Source organism: Mesorhizobium sp. WSM3626, from assembly GCF_000513935.1.
Lineage (GTDB): Bacteria > Pseudomonadota > Alphaproteobacteria > Rhizobiales > Rhizobiaceae > Mesorhizobium > Mesorhizobium salmacidum.
Genome location: NZ_AZUY01000029.1, coordinates 15,981 through 42,585, shown reverse-complemented (window position 1 = coordinate 42,585; position 26,605 = coordinate 15,981). Strand labels below are relative to the sequence as shown.

23 protein-coding genes are annotated in these 26,605 nt (G+C 59.2%); 18 read left to right on the top strand and 5 right to left on the bottom strand.

Annotated features, from left to right (window positions below; genetic code table 11):
- Positions 1-86: 86 nt before the first annotated feature.
- Positions 87-1,988 carry an ABC transporter ATP-binding protein gene (locus M653_RS0119725; protein ID WP_027144877.1) on the bottom strand — a complete coding sequence of 634 codons (1,902 nt, stop codon included), beginning with the start codon at positions 1,986-1,988 and terminating at the stop codon, positions 87-89.
- Positions 1,988-3,727 (bottom strand): ABC transporter ATP-binding protein, encoded by a 1,740-nt coding sequence (locus M653_RS0119720; RefSeq protein ID WP_245262234.1) that lies wholly within the window; start codon positions 3,725-3,727, stop codon positions 1,988-1,990. Before M653_RS0119720 ends, M653_RS0119725 begins: the two co-directional genes overlap by 1 nt.
- A gap of 1,163 nt (positions 3,728-4,890) precedes the next feature.
- Here M653_RS0119720 and M653_RS0119715 point away from each other — a divergent pair.
- From M653_RS0119715 to M653_RS0119650, 13 genes are all read left to right on the top strand, one after another.
- Positions 4,891-5,211 carry an iron-sulfur cluster assembly accessory protein gene (locus tag M653_RS0119715; RefSeq protein ID WP_027144875.1) on the top strand — a complete coding sequence of 107 codons (321 nt, stop codon included), beginning with the start codon at positions 4,891-4,893 and terminating at the stop codon, positions 5,209-5,211.
- 74 nt (positions 5,212-5,285) lie between these two features.
- On the top strand, positions 5,286-6,464 hold the full coding sequence (gene nifS, locus M653_RS0119710) for a cysteine desulfurase NifS (RefSeq protein ID WP_027144874.1): 1,179 nt from the start codon (positions 5,286-5,288) through the stop codon (positions 6,462-6,464).
- A 60-nt stretch (positions 6,465-6,524) separates the two neighbouring features.
- Positions 6,525-6,908 (top strand): nitrogenase stabilizing/protective protein NifW, encoded by a 384-nt coding sequence (nifW, locus tag M653_RS0119705; protein ID WP_027144873.1) that lies wholly within the window; start codon positions 6,525-6,527, stop codon positions 6,906-6,908.
- 181 nt (positions 6,909-7,089) lie between these two features.
- On the top strand, positions 7,090-7,953 hold the full coding sequence (locus tag M653_RS0119700) for an electron transfer flavoprotein subunit beta/FixA family protein (protein ID WP_027144872.1): 864 nt from the start codon (positions 7,090-7,092) through the stop codon (positions 7,951-7,953).
- Position 7,954: 1 nt separating this feature from the next.
- Entirely contained in the window at positions 7,955-9,064 is a 1,110-nt protein-coding gene (locus M653_RS0119695) for an electron transfer flavoprotein subunit alpha/FixB family protein (RefSeq protein ID WP_027144871.1), read from the top strand.
- Between the two features lie 11 nt (positions 9,065-9,075).
- Entirely contained in the window at positions 9,076-10,383 is a 1,308-nt protein-coding gene (locus tag M653_RS0119690; protein WP_027144870.1) for an FAD-dependent oxidoreductase, read from the top strand.
- Between the two features lie 13 nt (positions 10,384-10,396).
- Entirely contained in the window at positions 10,397-10,696 is a 300-nt protein-coding gene (locus tag M653_RS0119685; protein WP_027144869.1) for a ferredoxin family protein, read from the top strand.
- A gap of 581 nt (positions 10,697-11,277) precedes the next feature.
- Positions 11,278-12,978 (top strand): nif-specific transcriptional activator NifA, encoded by a 1,701-nt coding sequence (nifA, locus tag M653_RS0119675; protein ID WP_084636774.1) that lies wholly within the window; start codon positions 11,278-11,280, stop codon positions 12,976-12,978.
- Between the two features lie 233 nt (positions 12,979-13,211).
- A complete protein-coding gene (gene nifB, locus M653_RS0119670; RefSeq protein ID WP_027144866.1) occupies positions 13,212-14,663 on the top strand; it encodes a nitrogenase cofactor biosynthesis protein NifB in 1,452 nt (483 codons plus the stop codon).
- A gap of 35 nt (positions 14,664-14,698) precedes the next feature.
- On the top strand, positions 14,699-14,893 hold the full coding sequence (locus M653_RS0119665; RefSeq protein WP_027144865.1) for a 4Fe-4S binding protein: 195 nt from the start codon (positions 14,699-14,701) through the stop codon (positions 14,891-14,893).
- A gap of 70 nt (positions 14,894-14,963) precedes the next feature.
- The gene (locus M653_RS0119660) at positions 14,964-15,290 is read left to right on the top strand and encodes a nitrogen fixation protein NifZ (protein WP_027144864.1); all 327 of its coding nucleotides are present in this window, start codon (positions 14,964-14,966) and stop codon (positions 15,288-15,290) included.
- Positions 15,287-15,499: a putative nitrogen fixation protein NifT gene (gene nifT / locus M653_RS0119655; RefSeq protein ID WP_027144863.1), complete on the top strand. Its 213-nt coding sequence runs from the start codon at positions 15,287-15,289 to the stop codon at positions 15,497-15,499. The genes M653_RS0119660 and nifT overlap by 4 nt, the downstream gene beginning before the upstream one ends.
- A gap of 39 nt (positions 15,500-15,538) precedes the next feature.
- Positions 15,539-16,432 (top strand): SIR2 family protein, encoded by an 894-nt coding sequence (locus M653_RS0119650; protein ID WP_027144862.1) that lies wholly within the window; start codon positions 15,539-15,541, stop codon positions 16,430-16,432.
- Positions 16,433-16,692: 260 nt separating this feature from the next.
- On the opposite strand, the gene M653_RS1000000137795 is transcribed toward M653_RS0119650, so the two are convergent.
- The 3 genes from M653_RS1000000137795 to M653_RS01000000133080 form a co-directional block, all read right to left on the bottom strand.
- Entirely contained in the window at positions 16,693-16,863 is a 171-nt protein-coding gene (locus M653_RS1000000137795; protein WP_245262231.1) for a hypothetical protein, read from the bottom strand.
- 106 nt (positions 16,864-16,969) lie between these two features.
- Complete coding sequence (locus tag M653_RS0119640; protein WP_027144861.1) at positions 16,970-17,560, bottom strand: NodA family N-acyltransferase; 591 nt, start codon at positions 17,558-17,560, stop codon at positions 16,970-16,972.
- Positions 17,561-17,796: 236 nt separating this feature from the next.
- Positions 17,797-18,735, bottom strand: coding sequence for a LysR family transcriptional regulator (locus M653_RS01000000133080; RefSeq protein ID WP_032935642.1), 939 nt, complete (start codon positions 18,733-18,735; stop codon positions 17,797-17,799).
- A 489-nt stretch (positions 18,736-19,224) separates the two neighbouring features.
- On the opposite strand from M653_RS01000000133080, the gene M653_RS0119630 reads away from it, so the two are divergent.
- The 5 genes from M653_RS0119630 (at position 19,225) to nodC (ending at position 26,006) form a co-directional block, all read left to right on the top strand.
- A complete protein-coding gene (locus M653_RS0119630; RefSeq protein ID WP_027144860.1) occupies positions 19,225-19,968 on the top strand; it encodes a sulfotransferase in 744 nt (247 codons plus the stop codon).
- Positions 19,969-20,860: 892 nt separating this feature from the next.
- The gene (locus tag M653_RS0119625; RefSeq protein WP_027144859.1) at positions 20,861-21,919 is read left to right on the top strand and encodes an NADP(H)-dependent aldo-keto reductase; all 1,059 of its coding nucleotides are present in this window, start codon (positions 20,861-20,863) and stop codon (positions 21,917-21,919) included.
- Positions 21,920-23,357: 1,438 nt separating this feature from the next.
- Positions 23,358-23,984 carry a NodA family N-acyltransferase gene (locus M653_RS0119615; RefSeq protein WP_051442749.1) on the top strand — a complete coding sequence of 209 codons (627 nt, stop codon included), beginning with the start codon at positions 23,358-23,360 and terminating at the stop codon, positions 23,982-23,984.
- On the top strand, positions 23,981-24,667 hold the full coding sequence (gene nodB / locus M653_RS0119610; RefSeq protein ID WP_027144856.1) for a chitooligosaccharide deacetylase NodB: 687 nt from the start codon (positions 23,981-23,983) through the stop codon (positions 24,665-24,667). The genes M653_RS0119615 and nodB overlap by 4 nt, the downstream gene beginning before the upstream one ends.
- Positions 24,654-26,006 (top strand): chitooligosaccharide synthase NodC, encoded by a 1,353-nt coding sequence (gene nodC / locus M653_RS0119605; RefSeq protein WP_027144855.1) that lies wholly within the window; start codon positions 24,654-24,656, stop codon positions 26,004-26,006. The genes nodB and nodC overlap by 14 nt, the downstream gene beginning before the upstream one ends.
- Positions 26,007-26,605: the final 599 nt, after the last annotated feature.

Sequence of the window (26,605 nt, the reverse complement as noted above, 5' to 3'; positions counted from 1 at the left end):
CGGCCCAGGTCGCGCCCCGCTGGGGTGCGGCCGCTCCGCCGGGTGCTGAACCCGTCATGGCAATCGCGTTCACAGCTGCCACGGCATCAAGTCTGGCCCCCCCTTTGCGCGGTGATATCGAGTTGCTCCTCGGCAAGGTCGTCGAAGGAGGCATAATTGAGATTGTAGAGTTTGAAGTACAACCCGCCCATGGCCATCAGCTGATCGTGGTTGCCGGTTTCAATCACTTCTCCGTTCTGCAGCACGATGATGCGGTCGGCATTGCGGATCGTGGCAAGACGATGGGCAATCACCAAGCCGGTGCGGCCTTCCAGAAGCTTTGTCAGAGCTTTCTGGATTAGCATTTCCGTGTAGCTGTCGATGTTGGCGGTCGCCTCGTCGAGGACCAGGATCTTGGCATCGGCCACGAGAGCGCGAGCGAAACTGATGAGCTGGCGCTGGCCGAGCGAGAGATTGCCGCCGCGCTCGCCTAAAGGGGCGTCGTAGCCGCCGGCCAGGCTCACAATGAAGTCATGGGCGCCGACGGCTTTGGCGGCTTCGATAACCCGGTCGCGCCTCACGTCCGTCCTGTGATAGCGGATGTTGTCGAAAATCGTCCCCGTGAAGAGGAACGGCTCCTGCAGGACCATGGCGACCTGCCGTCCGAGCGATTCCTGGGTCAGATCGCGCACATCATATCCGCCGACCAGCACCTGGCCGCGCTGGACATCATAGAAGCGGTGAACGAGTGCGATGGCGCTCGATTTACCCGAACCGGTTGGGCCAACCAGGGCGACCGTCTCGCCGGGGCTGACCTTCAAGGAAATGTTTTTCAGCACCGGATGTTTGGGATCGTAGCCGAAAGTGACATTCCTGAATTCGATCGAACCGTCCATCTGCGGCGAAAGCGCCTTGGCGTCTGGCCTGTCATGAATCTCGATGTCCAGATCGAGCACCTCTGTCAGTCGTTTGCCCGAGGCCATTGCGCGTTGCATGACAGAATACTGCAGGGTGAGCGAACGGATCGGGTCGAAGAAGCGCTGGATATAAAACAAGAATGCTATCGTCACGCCCACATCGATGCGGTCGTTCAGGACCTTTGAACCGCCCAGCACGATGCCGGCCATGGCAAGGCCCGTGAGGGTATCGACAATCGGCACCATGACCTGGGCGTATTTGGCAGCTGTCAGTTGCGTCTTGAGATTGGCATGGGCCTTGTCGTCATAGAGGAGGAAGTTGACCTGCTGCCGATCCATGGATTGGACGGCCCGCACGCCATGAATGGCCTCGGCCAGCGCGCCATTGGTGGCCGAATTGGTCTCGGTCGCGGCCATGAAGGCATTGCGGGCGCTCGGCAGCCAGAACATGCGGACGATGAAGAGGACTGGCAAGACCGAAAGCGTAAGGAGCCCCAACGATAAGTCCAGCCACAGCATGACGAAGATGATGCCGAAAAGAAGGGCGATATCGCCCACCGAAAGCACTGAGGTCTCGAGAAATTCCTGGATTGAACTGACATCGCCCTGGAGTCGCGACATCAGACGTCCGACCTCGGTCTGGTCCATAAAGGAAAGGGATACCTTCTGCAGATGGCCGAACATGGCGCGGCGAATGTCGAAGAGCACAACCTCGACCATTTTGCCGATCACGCTCTGTTGCATGTAGCTGGCAACGCGATTGACCAGAATCGCGAGAAAAAAGGCGCCAGCAGCCGCAAGCAGCGCCGAGCCATCGCGGCTTCCCGGAGTGATGGCGTGCTCGACCGCGTAGCGGATGATCAACGGGATGAGAAGCTGCACGCCGGCGCAGATCAGGACTGCGACAACCGCGATAACAGCCTTGGTCCGGTAAGGCTCGACGAATGCCCAGATCCGCCGGACAATGTTCTTGTCAAAAGCCCGTCCGAACACCTCGTCTTCGATCCGATGCGAGCCGACGACAGCCCGCGGCGGACGCGTACCGTCGCGGACACCTTTGCGTTCGCTTTCAGGGTCGGGGATCTGGGACATCAGTTCGCGCCGTCATCATCGCGTGGGCGCGTCTGAAGATTGTGAAGAGCCTCATAGCGCCTTGCCTTCACCAGAAGCTCTTCATGAGTGCCGCGTTCGACGATCTCGCCATTTTCAACGAAAAGGATTTGATCGGCGTGCATGACGGAACTCAGCCGGTGGGCAATGATGATCGTCACGCGGTCTTTGGCGAAACGGCGCATGGCCGAGCGAATGCGCTGTTCGGTAGCGGCGTCGATCGCCGCGGTCGAGTCGTCAAAAACAATGACTGATGGGCGCAGCATCATCGCGCGGGCAATTGTGAGACGCTGGCGCTGGCCGCCCGAGAGGGAAACGCCACGTTCGCCCACGACCGTCTTGTAGCCAGCGGGTAGACCCAGGATGTAGTTGTGCAGCTGGGCGGATTCGCTTGCGCGCTCGATCCGCGGTTCGTTGGCCCAGGGGTCTCCATAAGCGACGTTGTTCTCGACCGTTGTGGTGAACAAGAACGGATCTTGCTGCACGACCGCGACCGCCCTGCGAAGCGAGGAAAGAGTGACGTTGCGGATGTCTTGCCCATCAAGCGTGATGGTGCCGCCGGTGACATCGTAAAAACGCGGGATCAGGTGAGCGATTGTCGACTTTCCCGAGCCGGGTGGGCCGACGATAGCGACAGTCTCACCTTTACGGGCCTGGAAACTGATATTCCGCAGGATCTGGCGGTTTTCAGCGCCAGGATAAGCGAACGAGACATTGTCAAAGCGCACAGTGCCCTCGCTGATCTCGAGCGGACGAGCGTGGGGTGCGTCCTTAATCGTGATGTCCAGGTCAAGGAAGCCGAACAGACGTGAACCGCATGTCGAAGCGCGAGCGAAAGCGTTGATCATCAACCCGATTTGGCGGACCGGCATTTGCAGGACGGTCATGAATGTCAGGAAGGTCGTGAGAGTTCCGACACTGATCTCACCGGCGATGACCTTGCTGCCGCCAATCCAGAGGACCAGCCCCATGGCAAAAAAGAAGGAGAAGGTCATCGCCGAAGTGTCGCGCGCGTAGATGTCGGCGCGTTCCTGGGCAAGTGCGAGCGCATTCTGGGAGACACGCTCGAACTTCAGCATCTCATAGGCTTGTGCGGCAAAAGCGCGGACAACGCGGATGCCGCAGAGATTTTCCTCCATGACGCGGCCCAGAACGGAGAGCCGCCCTTGCAGTTCGTCCCAGGTGGCGCGCAGCTTGAGCTGGGTCCGCGATGAGCGCCATGCGACGAAGGGCACAAAGCTCAGCGCCACAACACCGAGCTCCAGATTGGTGGAGAGCAGCATGTAGGCGCCAATGCCGATTAACATGGCCAGCAGGACAGCGCGGACCAGCGCTGTGGAGAAATACCAGCACACACCTTCGATATCGAGCATGCAGATGGTGATCAGATCGGCTGAATGCCCCTGGTCATGAAAGGAGAAGCTGAGGCGCTGGATCTTGTCATAGCAGGCGAGCCGCAGCTCATAGGCGAAGTGATGCCCGACCGATTCGGCAAAGTAGTTCTGCGCCAATGTGAATAGGCCGCGCAGCACACTGACGGCGAGCAGCAGGAGAGCCGATGTCCAAAGCGCTTGTTCGACGGTACCGCCGGAGATGCCCTCACCCATCCGGACCTGGTCAACGGCCTGACCGAGCAGTTTAGGAATGAGCAGTTGGAGGGCTGCGGCGATGAACGTCGACCCAATTGCGATAGCAACCTGCCACCGGTGACGCAAATTCATGTAGGTAATACGCGTGAGCGTCCTCAGGCCCTGGCCCCAGCCCGCCGCCTCGACATGTGCGAACGGATTCCTCGGATTGTTTGCTGCGCCATCGGCATGACTGTTCACGGTCGTAGGTTCCAGATCTGTTTGCCTCAGCACTGGCGAGCACGTTGGGCGGTCTACCGGAGCAAGCACTTGCTGGAGGAGTGTTGCCCAAGGTTCGCATTCCATTTTTGCTATGTTCCCGACCGTTGGATTTCAGCGCGACGAGCAGGTGAACGGCTAAGCTCGGTGATCGAAAGACGCGAGTCCTTCGAGAGGGGGTCATTGAGACGGCACTGCGTCGGATGATCTTTGCCAGCCGGAGTCCCAATGGGTCGCCAGCCGGTGCGATCGCATCCCGATGGAGTCGGGGTCGATCAGTTTTTCGGCGGCGAAGGCCGCTGGTAGTGATAGGGGAAGGAGACTGCGGGGCAGGAGGTCCCGCAGCTCGCGACGCGAAAGCCAGCTGACTCCATTGTAGTCGCCTTGCCGGCATCGAACTTCATGGCTGCGATCTCATCGTCAATCAGTTGCTACCGGTCTCTGCGCGCTTCCGAAAGGTCGAAGCAGAAGCGGAGGTGTGCCGATGGAATCGGCGATGGGTCACAGCTGACCGTCAAGATCTGCCGAAGGTCGACAATGGCGGGGAACGTGTTTTGGGAGGTGGCCAATGTAAATACCACGAGACCCATTGAATGGGGATCTGAGGCAGACCTGCCATTATGCTGTCCTTCCTTCGCTGCGATGTCACGGGTGACATGAATGGCGGTCGCTTTCTTGCCGCCTCGCAACGAAGGAGGTTCAAAACTTATGCCAACTGCCTCGAAGAGCCTCACAGAACAGCTTTCCAGATTATTCAATGGATTGAAGAGAAGCTGGCGGGACACCGGTATGTTGTGGGCTCGACAAAGCCGACAGTGGGTGTTTGGTGCCCAGCATATCTAGGGAAGAGCGGATGCGCGGGAAAAGCTCTACCCACTCCATCCCACCGGCTGCGTGTTGTGCGATGTCCAACGATTTGCGACCTGCGATGTGCCGGCGCTAAAAACATCGCGTTGTTCAGAAAACAATTTTCTCCCTGGCACGGCACATGCGTCGCGATCGGCGAACGCATCGCGCACTCGAGTAGAAGGCGTCCCATGATCACGCTCACCGAAAATGCTGTCGCCGCGGTAAGGACCGCGCTTTCCCAAGCCGAGCAGCCGGCGGAAGGCCTGCGCATTAAAGTGGAGGGGGGCGGCTGCGCGGGACTGAAGTATCTCATGGGCTTGGAAAGCCTCGCGCGTGAGGGCGATGCGGTCATCGAGACGGGCGGCGTCAGGGTGTTCGTGGATGTAAGCTCGCAAATCCATGTCGCGGGTATGACCGTCGATTTCGTCACCGGCTTCGAATCCTCTGGTTTCGTCTTCGATAACCCGAACGCCGGGGAAAAATGCGCTTGTGGGAAGTCCTTCGGCTGAGGGCCTGAGAGAAGAGACTCGTCGACGGTTGGGTCTGCCCAAAGTCTGTGTTTTGGTCAGCTAAGGAGAGCTTCATGAGGCCGGTCTATCTCGATAACAACGCAACCACGCGAGTGGATCCCGCAGTCTATGAAGCCATGCGGCCGCTGTTTATGGATCAGTTCGGCAATCCTTCGTCAAAGCACGGATATGGCGCTGCCGTGAGCGTAGCCATGAAAAAGGCGCGCCAGCAGGTGCAAGCGTTGATCGGAGCGGAATTCGACGATGAGATCGCCTTCACATCGGGCGGAACGGAAAGCAACAATGCGGCGATCCTTTCGGCGCTGGGGGTGATGCCTCAGCGCACAGAGATCGTGACCTCCGCAGTCGAGCATCCGTCCGTGCTGACGCTGTGCGAGCATCTTGAGAAGACGTGCGGCCTCAAGGTGCACAAGATCCCGGTGGATGGCCGTGGCCGGCTCGACCTCGACGCCTATGAGGCGGCGCTGACCACAAACGTGGCAATCGTCTCGATCATGTGGGCAAACAACGAGACCGGCACGATTTTCCCTGCCGCCGAGCTTGCTGAATCGGCCAAGGAAGTCGGTGCCCTGTTCCATACGGACGCGGTGCAGGCGGTCGGTAAGCTCCCGATCCACCTGAAATCCACAGCAATCGACATGCTGTCGCTCTCAGGTCACAAGCTGCACGGCCCCAAAGGGATCGGTGCGCTTTATGTAAAGCGCGGCGTGCACTTCCGTTCGCTGATCAAGGGCGGGCACCAGGAGCGCAACCGGCGCGCCGGCACGGAAAATACCCCAGGCATCGTCGGGCTTGGCAAGGCAGCCGAACTTGCCATGAAATTCATGGATGAGGACAGCAAGCTCATAAAGTCTCTCCGCGATCGGTTGGAATGCGGACTTATCCAGCGCATTCCAGACGCTTTCGTGACCGGCGATCCGCTGGATCGGCTCTCGAATACGACCAACATCGCCTTCGAGAACGTCGAGGCCGATGGCCTGCTGCTCCTTCTCGATCGCGAGGGTATCGCCTGTTCCTCTGGCTCTGCCTGCGGTTGCGGCTCGCAGGAGCTCAGCCATGTTCTGGAAGCAATGAACGTGGCCAGCAGCGCGGCACAAGGGGCAATCCGCTTCTCCCTGTCGCGCGACAACAGCGGGATGGATATCGACCGGGTGCTCGAGGTCGTGCCCGCACTGGTGGCGAAGCTGCGTGACCCCTTCCCGGCCTGCACCGGATACGGCGATGGGATTTGAATGCGGATCTTGGTCGAGAAGGAAGCCGACCCCGAGACCATCATCACCAGGGAGTTTACAATGAGCCACTGTTCCACCCAAAGGCCAATCATCGACCTCACCGACATTCTCACGCGGCTGAAAGGCTTGTCCGCTGCGGAGGAGTTCTTCGCGGCCCTTGGCGTCTCCTATGATCCGAAGGTGCTCGATGTCTCGCGGCTCCACATCATGAAGCGCATGGGCCAATATCTCGCCGAAGAGGACCTCTCCGGTCTCACGGACCTGGTGATCGCGGCGCGGGCGCGCGCGACACTGGAACGCGCCTATGAGGACTTCGCGACGTCCTCGCCGCTCAGGCACCGTGTCTTCAAGGTGCTCAAAGACCACGATCCAAATCGCCCCGCCACGCCGGGCCGCACCTTCGTCCCGTTCGATTCCATCCTGAAGCCGTTCGGAAAGGAGTAAACGCGACACGGATGCGACACGACAATGTCGCAAAGCCGGCAAACCCGCCTCTCTCGGACACACCTCAGAAGCAGAGTACCGCGGCTCAAAGGTATGGCGCGATGCTCAACGGTTGGCACGAATGGTGCTTGCAAGCAGATGAAGCGCCAAGCCGCGCCGCGACAGGAGCCAGAGAGACCGCATGCATATCGTCGTCTGTATCAAGCAGGTCCCGGACTCCGCGCAGATACGCGTCCACCCGGTGACCAACACGATCATGCGCCAGGGTGTGCCTACCATCATCAACCCATACGATCTGTTCGCCCTTGAAGCAGCACTCACACTACGCGACATCGACGGCGGCGAGGTCACCGTGCTCACGATGGGGCCCCCTATGGCAGAGGACGCGCTGCGCAAGGCGCTCACCTACGGCGCCGACCGCGCGGTGCTCCTGACCGATCGTTTTTTTGCCGGCTCCGACACCCTGGCGACCTCCTTTGCGCTCGCTCAGGCAATCGGCAAGATCGGTGAGACGTTCGGCCCGCCAGACATCGTCTTCACCGGCAAGCAGACAATCGACGGCGACACGGCCCAGGTCGGGCCTGGCATCGCCAAGCGCCTCGATTTCCTGCAACTCACCTACGTCGCGAGGATCGCCTCCCTTGATCTCGATGCGCGCGAGATCAAGGTCGAGCGCCGCGCGGAAGGCGGCATGCAGATGCTGAAGAGCAAGCTTCCTTGCCTCATTACGATGCTGGAGGGTGTCAACGTGATCCGTCGCGGCTCGCTGCACGATGCCCTGCGCGCCGCCCGCAGCCAGATCGTGAAGTGGAGTGCGGGCGAGGCTGGCATCGAGGATCTCGGCAAATGCGGTCTTCGCGGCTCGCCAACTGTCGTGAAGCGTGTGTTCGCCCCGTCCAGCCGGGCGGAAAAGGCGGTGCAAATCGACACCGCAGACAAGGCGCTGCGTGATCTCGCTGACGAGCTGATTGCCGCAATTTTCGCGCGCCAGCCGGCGCTGGAACACGAACTGGCCTTCGAGGGTGGTTCAGGGCAAGGAGCGTAGGATGTCTAGCGTGAACCGAGAAACCCCGCCTGCCGCCGGGGGTCGTGCCGGCATGAAGAAGGATCTGCCCGAACATTTCCAGGCGTATCGGCACGTCTGGGTTTTCATTGAGCTGGAGCGCGGCGAAGTCCATCCGGTTTCTTTCGAACTGCTCGGCGAAGGTCGCAAGCTGGCCGACAAGCTTGGCGTGCAGCTTGCGGGAGTCGTGCTCGGACCGCCGGGAGAGGCCTCTTGGTATGCCGTTGCCCAGGCCTTCGCCTATGGTGCCGACCTTGTCTATATCGTGGAGACGCCGCTGCTCGCCGACTACCGCAACGAGCCCTTTACCAGGGCAATGACTGACCTGGTCAATCAATACAAACCCGAGATCCTGCTTCTGGGTGCCACCATGCGCGGCCGGGACCTTGCCGGCTCCGTGGCAACGACCTTGCTAACGGGGCTCACGGCCGACTGCACCCAACTTGACGTGGATCCTGACGGCTCCCTTGCCGCGACCCGGCCGACCTTCGGGGGATCGTTGCTATGCACCATCTATACGCTCAACTGCCGGCCGCAGATGGCGACAGTGCGACCGAGAGTCATGGCGATGCCGCCGCGTATGGATAAGCCGGTCGGCAAGGTCGTCCAACACAAGCTGTCGATGCTTGAGGACGAGATCGTCACCAAGGTCCTTGGCTTCCTGCCTGATACGCAGTCGGTAAAGGCAAATCTCGCCTATGCCGATGTCGTTGTCGCGGGAGGCCTTGGGCTGGGCGGGGCGGAGAACCTGCAGGTTGTGACGAAGCTGGCGCGGGCGCTCGGCGCCGAATATGGCTGTTCGCGTCCGCTGGTCCAGAAGGGCTGGATGCCGGCTGAACGGCAGATCGGCCAGACCGGCAAGACCATCAGGCCGAAGCTCTACATCGCGGCCGGAATTTCCGGCGCCATCCAGCACCGGGTGGGCATTGAAGGCGCCGATCTGATCGTGGCCATCAATACCGATGCGAACGCGCCGATTTTCGATTTCGCCCATATCGGTATCGCCACCGATGCGATCCGCTTCCTGCCGGCGTTGACGGAAGCCTTCACCCGGCGGCTGTCGCCGCACAATCGCGACAAGCTTGCGAGCTAAGGAAGACGGCTATGGTTGAGGAAAAGTTCGATGCTATCGTCATTGGCGCCGGCATGGCCGGCAACGCAGCTGCTTTCACGATGGCAAGCGGCGGCTTGAAGGTGCTGCAACTGGAGCGCGGCGAGTATCCGGGCTCTAAGAATGTCCAGGGCGCCATCATGTATGCGAACATGTTAGAGAAGATCATCCCGGATTTTCGCGATGACGCGCCTCTTGAGCGGCATCTGATCGAGCAGCGCTTCTGGATGATGGACAATACATCCCATGCCGGCATTCACTATCGGTCCGACGACTTCAACGAGGCAAAGCCAAACCGTTACACAATCATCCGCGCCCAGTTCGACAAGTGGTTTTCGCGCAAGGTGCGCGAGGCCGGCGCGACCCTCCTGTGCGAGACGACAGCGACTGAGCTCGTATACGACATCACGGACAAGGTCATAGGCGTTCGCACCGACAGAGCCGGCGAAAGGATCTTGGCCGACGTGGTCGTACTCGCAGAAGGCGTTAATGGACTGCTTGGCACGCGGTCGGGCCTGCGCGAAACGCCGCGGCCAGAAACCGTGGCGCTGGCCGTCAAGGAAATGCATTTCCTGCCCGAAGAAGTGATCGAGCAGCGCTTCGGCCTCAAGGGCAATGAAGGCTGCGTGATCGAGGCGGCGGGCACCATCTCCCGCAGCATGACCGGGCTAGCATTTCTTTACACGAACAGGGAATCGATCTCCCTTGGTATCGGTTGCCTCGTTTCGGATTTCGCGGCCACCATGGAGAGCCCTTACGCCCTGCTCGAGGGATTCAAGAACCACCCTTCGGTACGAGCGCTGATAGCGGGCTCGGAGTTGAAGGAATATGCCGCCCATCTTATACCGGAAGGTGGTTATAAGGCGATCCCGCAGCTCTTCGGTGATGGTTGGGTCGCGGTCGGAGATGCAGCGCAGTTGAACAACGCGGTTCACCGTGAGGGTTCGAACCTCGCCATGACGTCCGGCCGTATCGCAGGCGAAGCAATCGTACAGGTCAAGTGCCGGAACGCCCCGATGACCAAGCGGAACCTCGTCCTTTACAAAACCATGCTGGACGATTCGTTCGTCCTCAAGGACTTGCGAAAGCATAAGGACATGCCGGCACTGCTGCACACCAACTCGCACAATTTCTTCATGAGATACCCGCAGCTGATTTCTCTGGCCGCGCAGAACCTCGTGCGGGTCGATGGCACCCCGAAGATCGATAAGGAAAAAGCGACCACTGCTGCATTCATAAAGGGGCGTTCGCGCTGGGGGCTGGTCAGCGACGCGCTTCGCTTGGCATTGGCCTGGCGCTGAGAGAGAGCAAAAAATGACGATCACAGTGCCGCCCGTCCGCGTCGAGGACAAGCTATATCAAAACCGTTATCTGATCGATGCAGGGCGTCCGCATATCAAGGTGCGACCTCACCAAAGCCCGAGCGCGAACCTGCTTGCCTTGACACGTATCTGCCCTGCCAAATGCTATGAGCTGAACGCCACGGGCCAAGTTGAGATCGCGGCCGACGGGTGTATGGAGTGTGGCACATGCCGAGTGTTGTGCGAGGAAAGTGGGGAGATCACGTGGAACTATCCGCGCGGCGGTTTCGGTGTCCTCTTTAAGTTCGGATAGCTGGGGCATGCAGCAGCAGAGTGAGCCAACGGAACCTGTCGCATGTATGCGTTGCAGCGCACCTCTCGCTTTGTTGAAGTGCATCGGGGTTCCGAATCGGGGAAAGTTGTTTTGCGAAAGCAGCTTAGCAATCGAGGAGCGCCCCCGATGACGCCACAATGATATTGGATCAGTTTGAGTTTGAACCTGCTGTAAAGCACGCCGATGCCGGTTTTGACGGTGGAACGACGTTCGGATGCTGACGCACTTCTGCTGGGTCTGGCGGACCGAGCGACCGGCCGTCTCATTGCTTCGCCCGACGCTCGCGGACGTCCACAATGCCGCATTGGAGATGCTGGTGGGCCAGCGCATATTCGCTATCGGCTATGACATTTCAGCGACCACGAGGGTCTGCGCCATGATCGGCTGTGCTGGCCGGCAAGCTTCAAGGATCTAGATACGCCGCCCCGCCGATTGTTTGCGCCAACCCGCAAGCGCCAAGTCGACCCGCATGTCGTAATGATTGCTCGGGATATCTCTAGAAACTTCAGTTTTAAGGTGTGCTTGGCGAGTGCATCCTAGACAAATTCGGAGGCACTTCCATGGATGCGCGGCGGGATGAAGTCGATGATGCAGAGCCTGGGGAGACCAACGAAAGCGGGCGCGGAGCGCATCTCCCGCTCGAGGGAATCTACGAGATATCGAAGGTCCTGACCGCCCCCGGCAGGCTGGAGACCAAGCTTGCCAATGCCATGGCCCGGCTCTCCTCGTTTGTGCAAATGCGTCATGGAGAAATCATTGTCCCCGGGACTGACGGAGAGCCGGGGTTTGCCGTCACTGCTGGCGGCGTCCGTCCACCTCAATCAGCCACTTGCGGCAGCATCCCGCGGGCCGTATTAGACCAAATCGTCGCAACGGGGACGCCGTTGGTCGAACAGGATATCAGCAAGTCGGAACTATTTCAGGCTGCTCCCCAGATGCGCTTGAGGAGCGACACTCTGCCGGTGAGCTTTATCGGTGTTCCCCTCAAAGCTCAGGATGAAACCCTTGGAACATTGTGGATCGACCGCGTCGGGGACCGCTCGACCAATTTCCGCACTGACGAGGACGTAGCCTTCCTAAGCAGGGTCGCCATCCTCGTCGGCCAAATCATCTTTCTCCATCGCCTCCCGAGCATGGGGGGGCAACGGCATGTCGAAGAGAAACCGGAACCATCGCCCGCCGATGGAAGGATGGATGGTGACCGGCATCCGCACGTCAAAATCGACGGAATCGTGGGGAAGAGTCCCGCGCTCAGACAGGTGCTCGCAATGGTCCCGGTCGTGGCAAGCACGAATGCCCCCGTGCTGCTGCGGGGGGAAAGCGGCACCGGCAAGGAAGCCTTTGCAAAGGCAATCCATAAATTCTCACCTCGGAAGAACAAGCCCTTCGTCAAGGTGAACTGCGCCGCGCTCTCTGAAACCGTCCTGGAATCGGAACTGTTTGGGCACGAAAAGGGCGCCTTCACTGGGTCTGTCTCACAGCGCGCCGGCCGTTTCGAATTGGCGCATGGCGGAACCCTGTTGCTTGATGAAATCGGCGAGATTTCGCCTACCTTTCAAGCCAAACTGCTGCGCGTCTTGCAGGAAGGCGAACTGGAGCGGGTCGGCGGCACGAAAACGCTAAAGGTCGATGTCCGGCTTATATCCGCCACCAACAAGGACCTTGAAAAGGCTGTGCTGAATGGGGAGTTCAGGTCCGACCTTTATTACCGCATCAATGTGATATCAATTAGGTTGCCGCCGCTCAGGGAGCGCCCCGGAGACATTCGACTCCTTGCCGAATTCTTTCTCGATCGCTTCAACAAGCAGAACAATCGCGATCTCACCTTCTCATCAGCGGGGCTTGATGTGATCTCGGCATGCCACTTCCCTGGCAATGTGCGGGAGGTGGAAAACTGCGTGCAAAGGACGGCGACACTTGCCCGGTCAGAGACGATAGTTCCGTCGGATTTCGCCTGCAGGAATGGCCAGTGTCTTTCTTCGCTCATCTGGAAAGGAGCCTGCTGTTCGCAGAGCCCCAATGGCGTCGCCGATCTCGCTTGTGGCACCATGAACCGAGATGGATCGCAGCTGCCGGCCGATCGGAACGATCCCAACGGTCACCGAATGGGCAGCCCGCGCCTGACGGAACGCGACCGGCTGCTCGACGCATTGGAAAAATCCGGCTGGAACCAAGCAAAAGCGGCTCGTATCCTGGGCCTCACGCCGCGCCAGGTCGGCTATGCTATACGCCGCCATGGTATCGACGTCAGAAAATTTTAGACGAGCTTAACGTCTAACGATGTGAAGTTTCGGAGTGCCCTGCGCCCTGTGCGGGCCAGAGGTGCTCTGTCGATCGATACGCTCCTTCAATGTCGGAACCCGGACAAATCCAGGTCGTAGCGAACTGACAAATCAGAGACGAAAACCCGAGATCTTGGGTAAATGTCCCCTATTGGGGGCTGGCATAGCTGTTGCACCTGGATGTGTAAGTCAGCCAGGAGCAGAGCCATTCGATGTCGGCACCGAAGATTTCGCTTCAAAGCGAAACCACCGCGAAATCGGCTGGATGCGCGTCTTCAACCTGCGGTTCGTCCGCAAGGCCTGGCGATATGGAGCCGGCCATTTGGGAGAAGGTAAAGGACCATCCGTGCTATTCAGAAGAGGCGCACCATTATTTCGCGCGCATGCACGTGGCGGTCGCCCCGGCGTGCAACATTCAGTGCAATTACTGCAACCGCAAGTTTGACTGTGCCAACGAGAGCCGACCTGGGGTCGTCTCGGAAAAGCTGACACCAGATCAGGCGGTGCGCAAGGTGATCGCGGTCGCCAATGTAGTGCCGCAGCTTTCCGTGATCGGCATCGCAGGACCTGGCGACGCCTGCTTCGACTGGAACAAGACAAAGGCCACGTTCGAACGCATCGTCAACGAAATCCCCGACCTAAAGCTTTGCATCTCGACCAACGGGCTGGCGTTGCCGGACCATGTCGCCGAGCTGTGCGACATGAATGTCGACCACGTGACAATCACCATCAACATGGTCGACCCGGAAGTCGGCGCAAGGATCTATCCCTGGATCTTTTACAAGCATCGCCGCCACACCGGGGTCGAAGCCGCCCGGATCCTGCACGAGCGCCAGATGTTGGGCCTGGAGATGCTGGCGGCGCGCGGCATCCTGACCAAGGTCAATTCAGTGATGATCCCCGGTGTCAACGACGAGCACCTGATCGAGGTCAACAAATGGGTCAAGCAGCGCGGCGCCTTCCTGCACAACATCATGCCGCTGATTTCGAACCGGGAGCACGGTACCCATTACGGGCTGACCGGGCAACGAGGCCCAAGGGCGATGGAGCTGAAGGCTCTTCAAGATCGTCTGGAGGGCGGTGCCAAATTGATGCGCCATTGCCGGCAGTGCCGGGCCGATGCCGTTGGCCTGCTGGGCGATGATCGTGGCCAGGAGTTCACGCTCGACCAGATCTCCGACGAGGTCACCTATGACGCAAGCAGGCGCGAGGCCTATCGGGAGGTGGTCGCGCGCGAGCGCGGCGATCGAGCGGCGGCTAAAAGCGAGGCGACTGAACTGGTCAAAGGAGCGGACTCGGGCAAGTCGCTTCTTATCGCCGTGGCGAGCAAGGGCGGCGGCCGTGTCAACGCACACTTCGGTCACGCGAGAGAGTTCCAGATCTATGAGGCCTCGCCGGAAGGGATCAGCTTGGTCGGGCATCGGACGGTCGAGCAGTATTGCCTGGGTGGCTGGGGCGAAGATGCCACCCTAAAAGGCGTGATCGCGGCCCTCGAAGGAATAGACGTTGTGCTGTGCGCCAAGATCGGGGATAGCCCGAAGACTCAGCTCAGGGCAGCCGGAATCCGGGCAATGGATGACTATGGCTATGAGCATATCGAGACCGCGATCAGCACGGTCTACGCCGCCGAGTCTGGGGCCAAACCATTGGCCGCGACGGCCTGACATCTCTCAATCAGCTGACCAGGAGTTGACGACAAATGGCGTTCAAGATCATCGCATCCCAATGCACCCAATGCGGTGCCTGCGAGTTCGAATGTCCTTCGGGTGCGATCAAATTCAAAGGCGAGGCCTACGTTATCAACGCGGAGAAGTGCACCGAATGCAAGGACACCTTCGACACACAGCAATGCGCCTCGGTCTGTCCGGTGGAGATGACCTGCGTTCCCGCCTGACGTCCGATCGGCTGGCGAGGCGCCTTGAGTTCTTCATTCCAACCTCCAACCGCGAAAAGGAACAACAGCCATGACCCTGGGGCGCGAACAGGAGGTCGAAATCCGCAAGCCTCCACGATTCATGCCGGGCGAACGGGTCCGCGCAACCCGTCACGTCAAGAATGACGGCACCTACCCCGGCAGGGAGATCGGGGAAAACCTCGTGTTGAAGGGTGACGAAGGGTACGTGCGTGACATCGGCACCTTTCTCCAGCAGTTCTACATCTATGCGGTCGAATGGATCGGCGGTGGCACGGTCGTGGGAATGCGGGCGCGCGAAATGGTGAGCCTCGAGAATGCCGGGGCTGCTGGTAGCGCGGAAATTACGTCTGCTCCTGGCAAGGGAGCAGCCGGATGAAGTTGATGATCCGCCGGACCGGCGCCGGCCTGTCGGCCTATGTTCCCAAGAAGGATCTCGAAGAGCCGATCATTCAGGTTGAGAATGAAGGCTTATGGGGGGGGGCCGTCATGCTCAGGAACGGCTGGCGCTTCGTCCTGCCCGACCTGCCGCGAGATACGCGCCTGCCAATCACCGTCGAGGCCAGGAAAATATCCGACGGGGATTAGGACGGCGGAATGACGGCATGAAGCCCAAGAGGACTGAGCATGAACACCTTCCCGCGCCATCTTTTAATCACTCGGGACAGCCATGCAGACACGCGGCTTGACCTGCTCAAGGGAGCGCTCGCGGCCGATGCGATTGTTCCTTACCTGGGCCCGGGTCTCCTCCAGCTCGGCTGCGCAAAGCCTGTTGTACCGCATAGTCCTGAGGCGGTGGCCACGGCCCTTACCAAGCGTGCGCCGGCTCCATCCAAGATCCGCACCAATATGTGGTCTGTCGCGCAGTTCATCGAGCAGCGCCGGCATCGCCGGACGCTCCAGGGTTGGATGGCCGAGATCTTCGCCGCGCCGGCAGCGCCGACGGCGCTCCACGCCTGGCTCGCCACACTGCCGCTCTCGCTCATCGTCGACAGTTGGTATGATGGCACCATGCGCGCAGCCCTGATCGCCACCGGCCGAAGAGATGTCGTAGAGATACAGGGCGTCACCCGGGCGAACGAAACCAGGGACATTTGGACCAAAGCCTATGATTTGTCCGGAAACGAACTCGACGCGGTGCCTCCCGTTGAGACGGTTCTCTATGTGCCTCATGGCAGTGTCAGGCCGGCGGCGAACTTCCTGATTTCAGATTCCGACTATGTCGAAGCGCTGACAGACATCGACATCCAGACGCCGATCCCTGATCAGGTGAAGCAGCGGCGCAGCAATCGGGGTTTTTTCTTCCTCGGCTGCCGGTTCGACGATCAGATGCTGCGCACCTATGCCCGGCAGATCATGAAGCGCTCCGACGGCCCACATTTCGCGCTAATCGATGGGTCTGAGCTGACCAGAAACGAACGCCGTTTCCTGGCAGCGTGCGCAGTCACAGTCATTGACATGCCGATAAGCGAAGCTGCGGCTCGGCTTGCCGGCTCGTTACCAAGTGACCAGAACGGTTGAGCTAGGCTCCAGCCGACCCTGGATCACGCCCCGGCTGAGGTGAGTGCGGCTAGCGGCGCTCCTACGGCGACGGCTTCGTTACCAAGGTCCGGTGTCGGATGCCTACACCCTCCTGGAACAACGACGGCATTCGTGCCGCCAAAAACGAAAGTGTTGCTCAGCGCCACTCGCTCTCGCTCTCGCGCGCCACCTTGCGCGTACGTTGAGAGACCGCAATCGGGATCCGGCTCACGATAGTTGCCTTAGGCGACACTACACCTTCACATATGGTCGTCGCGCAGGCGACGCTTGATCGCGACTGTCCCGGTTTGATCGTTGGTCTTTGTGCAGGTGCCGCGCGCGTTGAAATAGTCGACTTCCTCGATGTTCAGCCCGGCATCGGCCAGGCAGGCAAAGCATGGCGCATTGCGGCCCTTCCAGTCCTTCGACATGCGTTCGATGGGGGACCGCGGGCCCGCTATCAGTGAAGCACCGCGCCACTGCGTTTGAGGACGCCGGTTCAAATCTGGTTTGCCTGTAGTGGGCATGGGTGTCCTTTCATAACTCCGGGCCGTTCCGGTCAATCAAGGTACCCGAGGGCCACTCATCAATCTGGCGCGCAACTGGCACAACGACCACGAGTGCGTCCTCGACGCGAGTCGGCGGCAGCTCGGCAAACACATCCCGGAGGGTCGACCGCACGCGCATGCCCGATTTCATGGTCGCTAGACCGCCCCGACACCACCTTTCCAAGTGGCTACGCATCGCGTGCCGGACGGTACCGAAAGCAAAGGGCACGCCAAGCTGCTGCAACGTCGGATACATGACCCTGATTGAATGGCTTATCCCAAGCCTTTCAAGATCATGGCGCACACCGTATAATCCGAGCTCGGCCACCAGCAGATCTTCGTCGCCAACCCGTATGAAACGGCGCAGAGCGCCCATATGAGCCGCTACGCCGCGCGAATCGTAGGCGATTGCGCGCAGCTCAGGCCTCGCACCCGCCCAACTGCGATAGCTTTCGAATGGCTTCGCGTTGAAGGACCCGGTCCGTGCAAAAATAGTTCTGAAGAACTCGGCGAGCTCTTTGTGATCGGAGAGTTCCAACTCACTCTCCCAACACACTTTCCACCGCACTTCAGAGCTCATGGACGCTACCCCTCGCTTACATCATTCGAAGCACTGGTGCGGTGCCAGGCACAGCTGCTTCACTCAGGGCGCGGTTCATGCAACACCCGGCCGATCTGGTAAAATTTGTTGTTTGGATTAAAACCATCGACGTCATGAATGGCAGCGCGCTACCTGCCTTCGAGTACGGCCTTCCGCCTCCATCCACAGCGCGCCTTGGCCTGCCTGATCCGCGGAGTTGCTTGCGTTCTTCGAAACTAGGAGCTCTTAAGCGCTCCAGCGTCGTGCGAACAAGCCAAGTCGGATCCCTGCAAAAGCATTTCCCGCATCCAAATGCTTGCCACGTCGTTGTTGTGAAGCGCGGGCCATTGTACGGCCTCGGTGAATGCGGGAAGCGGCACCGGAAGTTCGACGATCCGCAGGGGTATTGCTTCTGCAAAGTGCTTAACCAGCCGTAACGGTAAGGTCGCAATCCGGTTGGTGCCCGGTAGCATGGGAGGGATCATGCTAAAGCCCTGAACGACCACCTCGACACGTCTCTTGACACCATGCTCAAGCAACAACCATTCTTCGATGGAGGGCTGCCGCGTACGGCCGAACTTGGCTGCAATGTGTCCCATCGACATGTATCGCTCGAATGTAAGCGGACGAGATAGCGCCTCGTTCTTAGGGCAGCCTACGCACACGAACGTCTCTTCAAACAGTGCTGCTCTGGGATGGGCGCTGGACATGAACACTTCTGGAAGGACTGAGAAATCTATCTCACCGCGCCGGAGGAGGTCATCGGGGTGCTCGTCGAGAGCACGCAACTCAAAGGTGACTGCGGGAGCTTCCCGTGCGACACGCTCCACGACCGCTTGAAAAAATACCAGCGTCATGTAATCGGAAATGCCTATCCTGAAGCAACGCTCCGATTGACGCGGGTTGAACTCGTCCCAGGAAATGATGGACAGATGGACGTGTAGCAGCGCCTGGCGGACGGCGGGAGCAAGCCCCTCTGCACGGGGTGTTGGGACAAGTTCGCGGCCCCTCATCGTAAATAGCTCATCACGGAAAAAGTCGCGCAACCGGCCGACGGCCGCGCTCATGGCGGGCTGGCTCAGATTGATGCTGCGCGCAGCAGCGGTGAGGTTGCGCTCATTCATGAGAGCGTCGAGCGCGACGAGAAGGTTTAGATCAAGGCCTTTGAAGCGCACGTGTTCATCTATCCGTAGCGTGGATGGGAGCCATAAAAACGTTCGATTTTACGCGGCTTATGAATTCCTGCATAGAAAAATGTCAGCCGCGAAAGTTCGCCTTATATCCATGGCTGTTCAGTTGCCCTGGTTCCCAAGGTTACACCGAGCGTCAATCCACGACGGTGCGGCCGGTCGGGATGCCTGCAACCGAGCTCCCCTAGGCTGGTTGGAGGCTCAGACCGGCAAAGCAGCCGGTGCTGAAACTGTTCTGGGCGGGATCGTGTGATGGCAGCCTCAGGCGCTTTCCAAATGAGATTTGTTCTTGGAGACTGAACGTGCCGATCATGTGGAACTCGCGTTCTTCGAAACACCTATGGGCCTAGGATGCTCGCTGCAGCCAGTTCAAAGCACATTAAGGCAGTGCTGGACCGTTTGATGGAACTGGCGGGGTCTATTCACTAGGCCCCAGACGAAGTGCCCTCAGCAATATTCATTGGAGATCATGCTATGACCCATCCCGTGCCATCGCCTGGCGCATTTGTGATCCTTGCGATGCCAAGGACGGGCACGCACTACCTGGAAGAATTGCTGAACAAGCATCCGAACGTACTGAGCAACGGTGAGTTGCTCAATACTTACGATACGAACTGGTCCGATAAGGGCCGCTTGGCAGGCAGCGATCACGAACTCCTCGAACTCGCCTACTTGCGCTATCCAAACCAAACCAACAAGAAGGTGACACGCGTTGGTTGCAAGATCAACGAACCCCAGTTCCACGAGCGTCCGGGCTTTTTTGCTGAGCTTGCCCGTTGGCCGGGCCTCAAGGTTATCCTCATGGTCCGTAAGAACACACTGGAATCGCTGCGTTCGCTGACACAGGCGAGACAAACCCGCCAGTGGCTGAAGTTCAGTTCTGACAATGACGCTACTCCCTCCGTGAAACTAGCAATCCCCTGCTGCGAGGCTTATTTCAAGGCCGCCGACGAATTCCACAATCGGCTCGCGCGCTCCTTCGCGTCGGCCGACTTGCATGTGGTCGAGTACGAGAACCTTCTTATCGAACCCTCCGCGTGCATGGCTAAGATTTGGGATTTCCTGGGGGTTGCGGCGTTTGAGCATACTGGGACTGCTAACCTTAAGCGCCAGGAAGCGCGCCCCCTCGACCAAACCATAGAGAATTTCGAGGAGTTGCGGCGCCACTTCGCGGGCGGTCCTTACGCGGAGTTCTTTGAGGTAGGTGAGACCGTCTGATATCTGCTCGAGCCTGATTGGCATCATCTTTGGCTTCAGTCCCGCCCGCGATGCATCGAAGCTCGATCCTGCGGTGGCGCTGGCACGCGACTAACCTGCTGGTGCTCTGCGGCAGCGATGTTGGAAAGGAACGCAAGTTTACGAAGGCTAGGTGAAGATCAGGCACGATGGACGTGCAGGAGGCGATACCCAGTGTCGCAAAACCTCCAGGAGCCGGATCTGTTCCGGCCAAGATTCATACGCAGAGTTGGTACGATCCTACGATGCGCATGCCGTTGGTGATTGCCGCGGGCGATGTGACGGCATCGCGGTTTCGGCAGAACGCGGGCTCGTAGTTCGCCGCTGGCATCCATGTTCGGGCTCACAACGATGTTCCTTCATACCATATGTAATGGCCGCAACGTCCATTACCCAGCAACAGACCCGCCGGAATGAACGAAAGGGGTGTGGTGACGCTTGATGCTGATCAAGGAATGGCGCCTCACCATCCATGTCCTGGATAGTCGCCATCAAAACAATCGATTTTGCCAATTTTAGGGAATGCTGCAGTAAAGGAGTTGAAGCAAAGCTAAATTTGGAATCCTTGAGGATGATCGTCTAAACCCTGGCTCGAGAGGAACGACCTTTAGTCGTCTGCAGAGCATCAATCGAGCCCGTGTGTTCCGTTGCGGCCTTGCTAATTCGGCAAAGCTGCCGCACCGGCTCAACCGATAAAGCTGCTGCTAAGCTGCTCAGATCTTTAACGGTCTTCTTGCCGCTTGCACATTCGATCGAGCCTATTCGGTCCGGCGATGTTTGGCCTCCGGTGTTGCCGTTCCCGTCATCAGCACTGCTGCGTCGACGCCTCATACCTTGACGCACTTACGACCAATACGAGAAGAAGGAGACACCGATGCAGTATCGTGAACTTGGATCGAGCGGCCTGAAGGTCAGCGCGCTCGGCCTGGGCACTATGAGTTGGGGAGAGCAGAACACGGAAGCCGAGGCGCACGCGCAATTGGACGCGGCTCTGGAAGCCGGCATAAACCTGGTCGATACTGCCGAGATGTACCCTGTGCCACCGCGCGCGGAGACACATGGGCTTTCGGAAGCATATATAGGCAGCTGGCTAAGCAACAACAGCGGCCGCAGGCAAGACATTGTACTCGCGACCAAAGCCATCGGGCCTGTTCGAGCAGGCAAGGCGAACCTGCCCTATGTGCGCAACGGTCGCATCAGCTACACGCGCGCCAATCTGTTTGAGGCCTTAGACGCCAGCCTTCAAAGGCTTCAGACGGACTATATTGATCTTTACCAACTGCACTGGCCCGACCGAAGCACCAACGTCTTTCAATCGTTAGACTGCCAGTACGAACTCGACGAGGATACGGTGCCAATCCGGGAGACGCTGGAAGCGTTGGACGCGCTCGTCAAAAGCGGTCGCGTTCGCCACATTGGACTGTGCAACGAAACGCCTTGGGGCCTTGCGCGATTCCTACATCAAGCGGAACTACACGGTTTGGCCCGGGTGATAAGCATCCAAAATCCGTACAATCTGCTCAACGTCGACTTCGAGAACGGGCTGGCCGAAATGGCTCAGCGCGAGCGGGTCGGCCTCCTAGCCTATTCGCCGTTGGCCATGGGTACGTTGACTGGCAAGTATATGGGAGGGCAGCTGCCGGCAGGCTCTCGGCTGGACTTGTTCAAACGGTTCTTTCGCTACAGCAACGAAAGGGCAGAGCAGGCCGCCCTCGCCTACACCACGCTTTTTCGAGAACATGGCATTGACCCGGTGCATGGCGCGTTGGCATTTGTCACCAACCGGCCATTCGTCGCAAGTACCCTCGTGGGCGCTACCTCCGTGCAGCAACTGAAACACAACCTCGCCAGTGTGGACGTCAACCTTTCACGCGAAGTCCTGGATGGAATTCAAGCCATTTACCAGCGTTACGGAACGTCACCCGCAGCCTAGCAGGAGCGGGTTTAGACCGGGCGCTCACGCGGTCCTTACAAGGTTGCTGTTAGGCTGCCCAGTCTGATTGCACGCCCATTAGCTCGCAATTAGCTTGCAGCGGGGATCACGCCCTGCTCCAGATCGATTGCTGTCGTCAGCAGTCATCGACCGATATGCAATGTACCGTCCCACTCCGGCTTTGGGCGCCTTGTGGTCCTGCGAACGCGAAGACAGGCGCGCCTTACCTGGAAGAGTGCTGGACGGGAATCGGAACGTGTTGAGCAACGGTGAGTTGCTCAACACAAGCGACTCGAATTCGTCGGATAAGCATCGCCTTCTAGGCAGCGATCGCGACCTCCTCGATCGTGCCACCTTGCGCCACCCCAACCGAGGTTACAACAAGGCGGCGCGGGTGTGTTGCAACACCACGCAGCTGAGTTTCACGGTCATCTGGATTTTTTTGCCGAGCTCGCCCGTTGGCCAGCTTCAAGGCGCCGTTCGCAGAAACACATTGGCACCGCTGCGGTCACTTCAGTTCGGCCCACGCGACTGCCAAGAGCCTCCTCAGAGGCTTACTTCCACACCGTTGACGATTGCACAACCCCGTCGCGCACGTCTTCGCGTCCACCATTTGGATGGTTTGAGGAGAAGGCTCCCATGGCGAACGTGCAGGGTTGTTCAGCAGCGATTTGGGATTTCCTGGAGGGTCCCAGCGCTTTTGGCCTCCGATACCGCCGCCGCGCTCAACGACGCGCTTCCCGCCAGCAGAGGCTGACGCATAGCGCCACGATTGGACACGGCTGTTGCGGGCAGGTTTCCTGTTCCGATGCAGTGACATGGCTGCGCCCGAAGCAGGGTAGCCAAACACCCCCAAACTCTAGGTCGTGCTCGCACGAGAATTGAGTCTCGGAACTCGCGCGCCATGCACGCCGGGATTCTCTCCCTTGGTGCAGGGCGGCAGCGCGTTTAGCTTCTAACCCGCCAATGGACCACGAGTGTGCGGAATGCCGCTGGCAAATGCGGAAATCCGCACAAAACGCCTGATCGATGATGGCCGAAATACCAGAAAACGGTGCCCTTCCTGCGGTTGAACGGATTGGCACGTCTCTTGCTGTCGGCACTTCTGGTCGTGACGCGCGATGCCGCTTGGCGTCCCGCGTCGCTGCCATCCATGACCTGGATGACATCCATCAAAACAATAAATTTCCCCAATTTTAGCAAATGCTGCATTAAAACCCAGAGCCTAGGGTTATAGACCTGATAGAGAGAGTTGTTTACGCCCTGAACTCCAATTGGAAAAGTTCTGGTTGCGAGGAGAGCATCAACCGACCTTTATGTCTGGCTGCTATGCTCTTCAATATACATCGAGCAGAGCCGAACAGACCAGACTTATACATCTCTACCCTTCTGCGTCTTTGGGTATGGCTTTCGAATTGTTTTAGGATCGGATCACGTGATGCGTGACTCAACAAAACAGAGAGAAGTAGAGAGTTGCTCTACGCGCTCTCACCTGCGCTGGAGACTGTGCTGGGAAAGTGAGCTTGAACTTGATGAGCATGTGGAACTCGCCGCGTTAAAGATCTATGGGCAGACCGGGAGCTTCAACGCGAAACCATTCGAAGGCAGCCAAAGTTGGGGCGGGGCGAGGCCTGAGCTGCGTGCAGTCGGCTATGACTCCAAGGGAGTGGCGGCTCACATTGGCCTGCTGCGCCGCTTCATCCGGATTGGCACCATCGATCTGCTGGTGGGGGAGCTTGGTCTGTGGGGGGTACGTCCGGATCTAGAGGGACTCTGGATGGCCCATTCAGTGCGGGTGACGTATCCGGTACTGCAGGAGCTCAAAGTTCCATTCGCCTTCGGGGCGGTGCGACCCGCGTTGCAGCACCATGTTGCAAGGTTCAGCCGAAATGCTTTGGCGACGATCGTGCCCGGGATCCGGGTGCGATCGACCCTTCCATGTGCGCGTCTGGACAACCCGCCAACCCGCACGGAGGACGTCGCCCTCATTGTTCTTCCGATTGCTCAGCCGATGTCCGAATGGCCGGCCGGGACGATAATCCATCGGAACGGGCCAGAGCTATGAGAGCCCCCAACTGCATATCCGAAGTCCATGATGAATGTGCCAACGGCACTGGCCGACGCGCAGTTTACTTGACGTTTGACGACGGTCCTAATCCGGTTTGCACACCGGACGTCCTCGATCTGCTGGCGGAAAACAATGTGTCGGCTACTTTCTTCGTCATCGGGGCGTATGCGGCAGACCATCCCAAACTCATCCAACGAATGATTGCAGAAGGGCACCGGGTCGGCAATCACACGATGACGCATCCGGACCTGTCCGGATGCCGGCCTGCCCAGATCCACTATGAAATACTCGAGGCCAACAGGGTCATTCGGATTGCCTGTTCCCAAGCCTCGGTGGCGCATATGCGCGCGCCGTATGGCAACTGGACCGAACAAGTCATCACGCATTGTGGGCGCGCCGGTCTCATCCCGGTCCACTGGTCGATCGACCCTCACGACTGGTCTCGTCCCGGGGTCGACGCGATTGTCGACACAGTCGTTGCCTCTGTGCGCCCAGGCGCAATGGTGCTTTTGCACGATGGCTGCCCTCCTAACGAGTTCAGGCCGGACACTCAGGCCGGTCTGCGGGACCAGACGCTTACGGCTCTGTCTCGTCTCATTCCAGAGCTGCACGAGCGGGGATTTGCTATCCGCTCCCTCCCGACACAACTAAACGAAGTGGAATCCTATGAACCTGCTTGACGCCATCAGCACTGGTGCTGTCTCAACCTACGCACTACTCTCGGCTGCCTATAAAAGCATGCAGACGGTTTATGCTTCGCCGGCAGACCTTTCGCCCTCGGATGGCGAAGCCCGCTCCCAGCTTCTGCCAAGTGTGGATGTCATCATCCCCTGCTACAATGAGGACCCGGACACGCTGTCGGCCTGCCTAGCCTCAATTGCGGAGCAAGATTACGCCGGAAAACTACGGGTCTACGTCGTCGATGACGGCTCTGCAAATCGCCTTGCTTTGGAACCTGTTCACGATCTCTACGCGCTCGACCGGAGGTTCAACTTCATTCTGCTGCCGCAGAATGTTGGAAAGCGCAAGGCGCAGATCGCCGCCATACGCCGCTCATCCGGAGATTTGGTGCTCAACGTCGACTCCGACACGACGCTGGCTTCTGATGTCGTGACGAAGCTTGCGCTGAAAATGAGGGATCCACAGATCGGCGCGGCCATGGGTCAGTTGATAGCCAGCAACCGGAACGAGAATTGGCTAACCCGGTTGATCGACATGGAGTACTGGCTTGCTTGCAACGAGGAGCGTGCGGCACAGGCTCGTTTCGGTGCGGTCATGTGCTGCTGTGGCCCATGTGCCATGTACCGCCGGTCGGCGCTTCTCATGGTTCTTGATCAGTACGAAACGCAGCTGTTTCGTGGGAAGCTAAGCGACTTCGGCGAGGATCGGCATCTCACGATCCTCATGCTGAAAGCAGGCCTGCGAACCGAGTACATTCCGGACGCGATTGCGGCAACGGTCGTGCCGGATAAGCTGCGTCCGTATCTGCGCCAACAACTGCGATGGGCGCGAAGCACCTTCAGAGACACTTTGCTTTCGCTACGCCTGCTACCCAGCCTGGATCGCTATCTGACGTTGGACGTGGTCGGACAAAATGTCGGGCCGCTGCTCCTCGCCGTCTCGGTGTCAACAGGGATTGCGCACCTGGCGCTGACTGGCTCAGTGCCTTGGTGGACGGGAATCATGATTGCGGCCATGACCCTGATCCGCTGCTGCGTGGCAGCGTTTCGTGCTCGCGAACTGCGGTTTCTGGGGTTTTGTCTACACACGCCAATTAATCTCTTTCTTCTCCTTCCGCTAAAGGCCTATGCGCTTTGCACATTGAGCAACAGCGATTGGCTGTCGCGCGACTCTGCTGCCGCAGTTGCTAGCGGCGGTGGCAAAGGCGGCCCGATCAGAAACCCCGATGTTGGTTCGAGAGCCACGGACCTGCCGGACAATACGGAGCCATCGCACAGGCCCACTCTTTTGCGGGAGTTCTCGACGGTGACGTCATCCGGCATCGGCAGCCAAGAGTGATTGCCTATCTGATATCGGGCACACGTCCTGACAGAGCACGACAGTCGCCACTGGTCGCATCTAGAATTGGCCACGGACGATGCATGGCGACTGGACAGCAAGCCGTTGGAGCGGGAGGTTCACGCGCAAGCGCCGAGCTGTCGCTTCCCGAGTGGGCCTGTTACGAACACGCGCCAAACGCATGCCGGGCCGGGGCATTTGACGGAACGTTCGCCCCACCACTCATCGCCGTCGTGCGGCGAGCACAAGCTCGACGGCGGAGCCGATGAACGAGCCCCAACACGTCTGCCTCAGGGTCGGAGAGGTTGAAATGTTCTCGATCCAGGAGCCCTCGATCTGATTGTCGCTGCGGAACTTCTATACGGCCGCCGCGGTCAAGGCCGATATGCGCGCGGCTATCCGAGAGCTGGCGACTATGCTTGCGTCGGGCGGCATTTGGCTTTGGTTCAGCGCGCGATGCCACTGGTCGGTGCTGAGGCACGCCACCGGCGCCGACACCGCAACAGTATGCTCCATAAGACCAGGCCGACCGTCAGCAGGTGCAGATGTGAATCATCAACAAAGACAGCGTGCTCCGGTTTCGACTTCGATACAGGGTG

Excerpts from the sequence above, each read along its gene's own strand:
- nifT (WP_027144863.1), top strand. The coding sequence starts at position 15,287 with ATGAAGTTGATGATCCGCCGGACCGGCGCCGGCCTGTCGGCCTATGTT.
- M653_RS0119695 (WP_027144871.1), top strand. The coding sequence starts at position 7,955 with ATGTCTAGCGTGAACCGAGAAACCCCGCCTGCCGCCGGGGGTCGTGCC.
- nodB (WP_027144856.1), top strand. The coding sequence starts at position 23,981 with ATGAGAGCCCCCAACTGCATATCCGAAGTCCATGATGAATGTGCCAAC.
- M653_RS0119715 (WP_027144875.1), top strand. The coding sequence starts at position 4,891 with ATGATCACGCTCACCGAAAATGCTGTCGCCGCGGTAAGGACCGCGCTT.
- M653_RS0119615 (WP_051442749.1), top strand. The coding sequence starts at position 23,358 with ATGCGTGACTCAACAAAACAGAGAGAAGTAGAGAGTTGCTCTACGCGC.
- M653_RS0119685 (WP_027144869.1), top strand. The coding sequence starts at position 10,397 with ATGACGATCACAGTGCCGCCCGTCCGCGTCGAGGACAAGCTATATCAA.
- M653_RS0119640 (WP_027144861.1), bottom strand. The coding sequence starts at position 17,560 with ATGAGCTCTGAAGTGCGGTGGAAAGTGTGTTGGGAGAGTGAGTTGGAA.
- M653_RS0119690 (WP_027144870.1), top strand. The coding sequence starts at position 9,076 with ATGGTTGAGGAAAAGTTCGATGCTATCGTCATTGGCGCCGGCATGGCC.
- nifW (WP_027144873.1), top strand. The coding sequence starts at position 6,525 with ATGAGCCACTGTTCCACCCAAAGGCCAATCATCGACCTCACCGACATT.
- M653_RS0119660 (WP_027144864.1), top strand. The coding sequence starts at position 14,964 with ATGACCCTGGGGCGCGAACAGGAGGTCGAAATCCGCAAGCCTCCACGA.
- nodC (WP_027144855.1), top strand. The coding sequence starts at position 24,654 with ATGAACCTGCTTGACGCCATCAGCACTGGTGCTGTCTCAACCTACGCA.
- M653_RS1000000137795 (WP_245262231.1), bottom strand. The coding sequence starts at position 16,863 with ATGTCGAAGGACTGGAAGGGCCGCAATGCGCCATGCTTTGCCTGCCTG.
- M653_RS0119625 (WP_027144859.1), top strand. The coding sequence starts at position 20,861 with ATGCAGTATCGTGAACTTGGATCGAGCGGCCTGAAGGTCAGCGCGCTC.
- M653_RS0119630 (WP_027144860.1), top strand. The coding sequence starts at position 19,225 with ATGACCCATCCCGTGCCATCGCCTGGCGCATTTGTGATCCTTGCGATG.
- nifA (WP_084636774.1), top strand. The coding sequence starts at position 11,278 with ATGGATGCGCGGCGGGATGAAGTCGATGATGCAGAGCCTGGGGAGACC.
- M653_RS0119650 (WP_027144862.1), top strand. The coding sequence starts at position 15,539 with ATGAACACCTTCCCGCGCCATCTTTTAATCACTCGGGACAGCCATGCA.
- nifB (WP_027144866.1), top strand. The coding sequence starts at position 13,212 with ATGTCGGCACCGAAGATTTCGCTTCAAAGCGAAACCACCGCGAAATCG.
- M653_RS0119725 (WP_027144877.1), bottom strand. The coding sequence starts at position 1,988 with ATGTCCCAGATCCCCGACCCTGAAAGCGAACGCAAAGGTGTCCGCGAC.
- M653_RS0119700 (WP_027144872.1), top strand. The coding sequence starts at position 7,090 with ATGCATATCGTCGTCTGTATCAAGCAGGTCCCGGACTCCGCGCAGATA.
- nifS (WP_027144874.1), top strand. The coding sequence starts at position 5,286 with ATGAGGCCGGTCTATCTCGATAACAACGCAACCACGCGAGTGGATCCC.
- M653_RS0119665 (WP_027144865.1), top strand. The coding sequence starts at position 14,699 with ATGGCGTTCAAGATCATCGCATCCCAATGCACCCAATGCGGTGCCTGC.
- M653_RS0119720 (WP_245262234.1), bottom strand. The coding sequence starts at position 3,727 with ATGAATTTGCGTCACCGGTGGCAGGTTGCTATCGCAATTGGGTCGACG.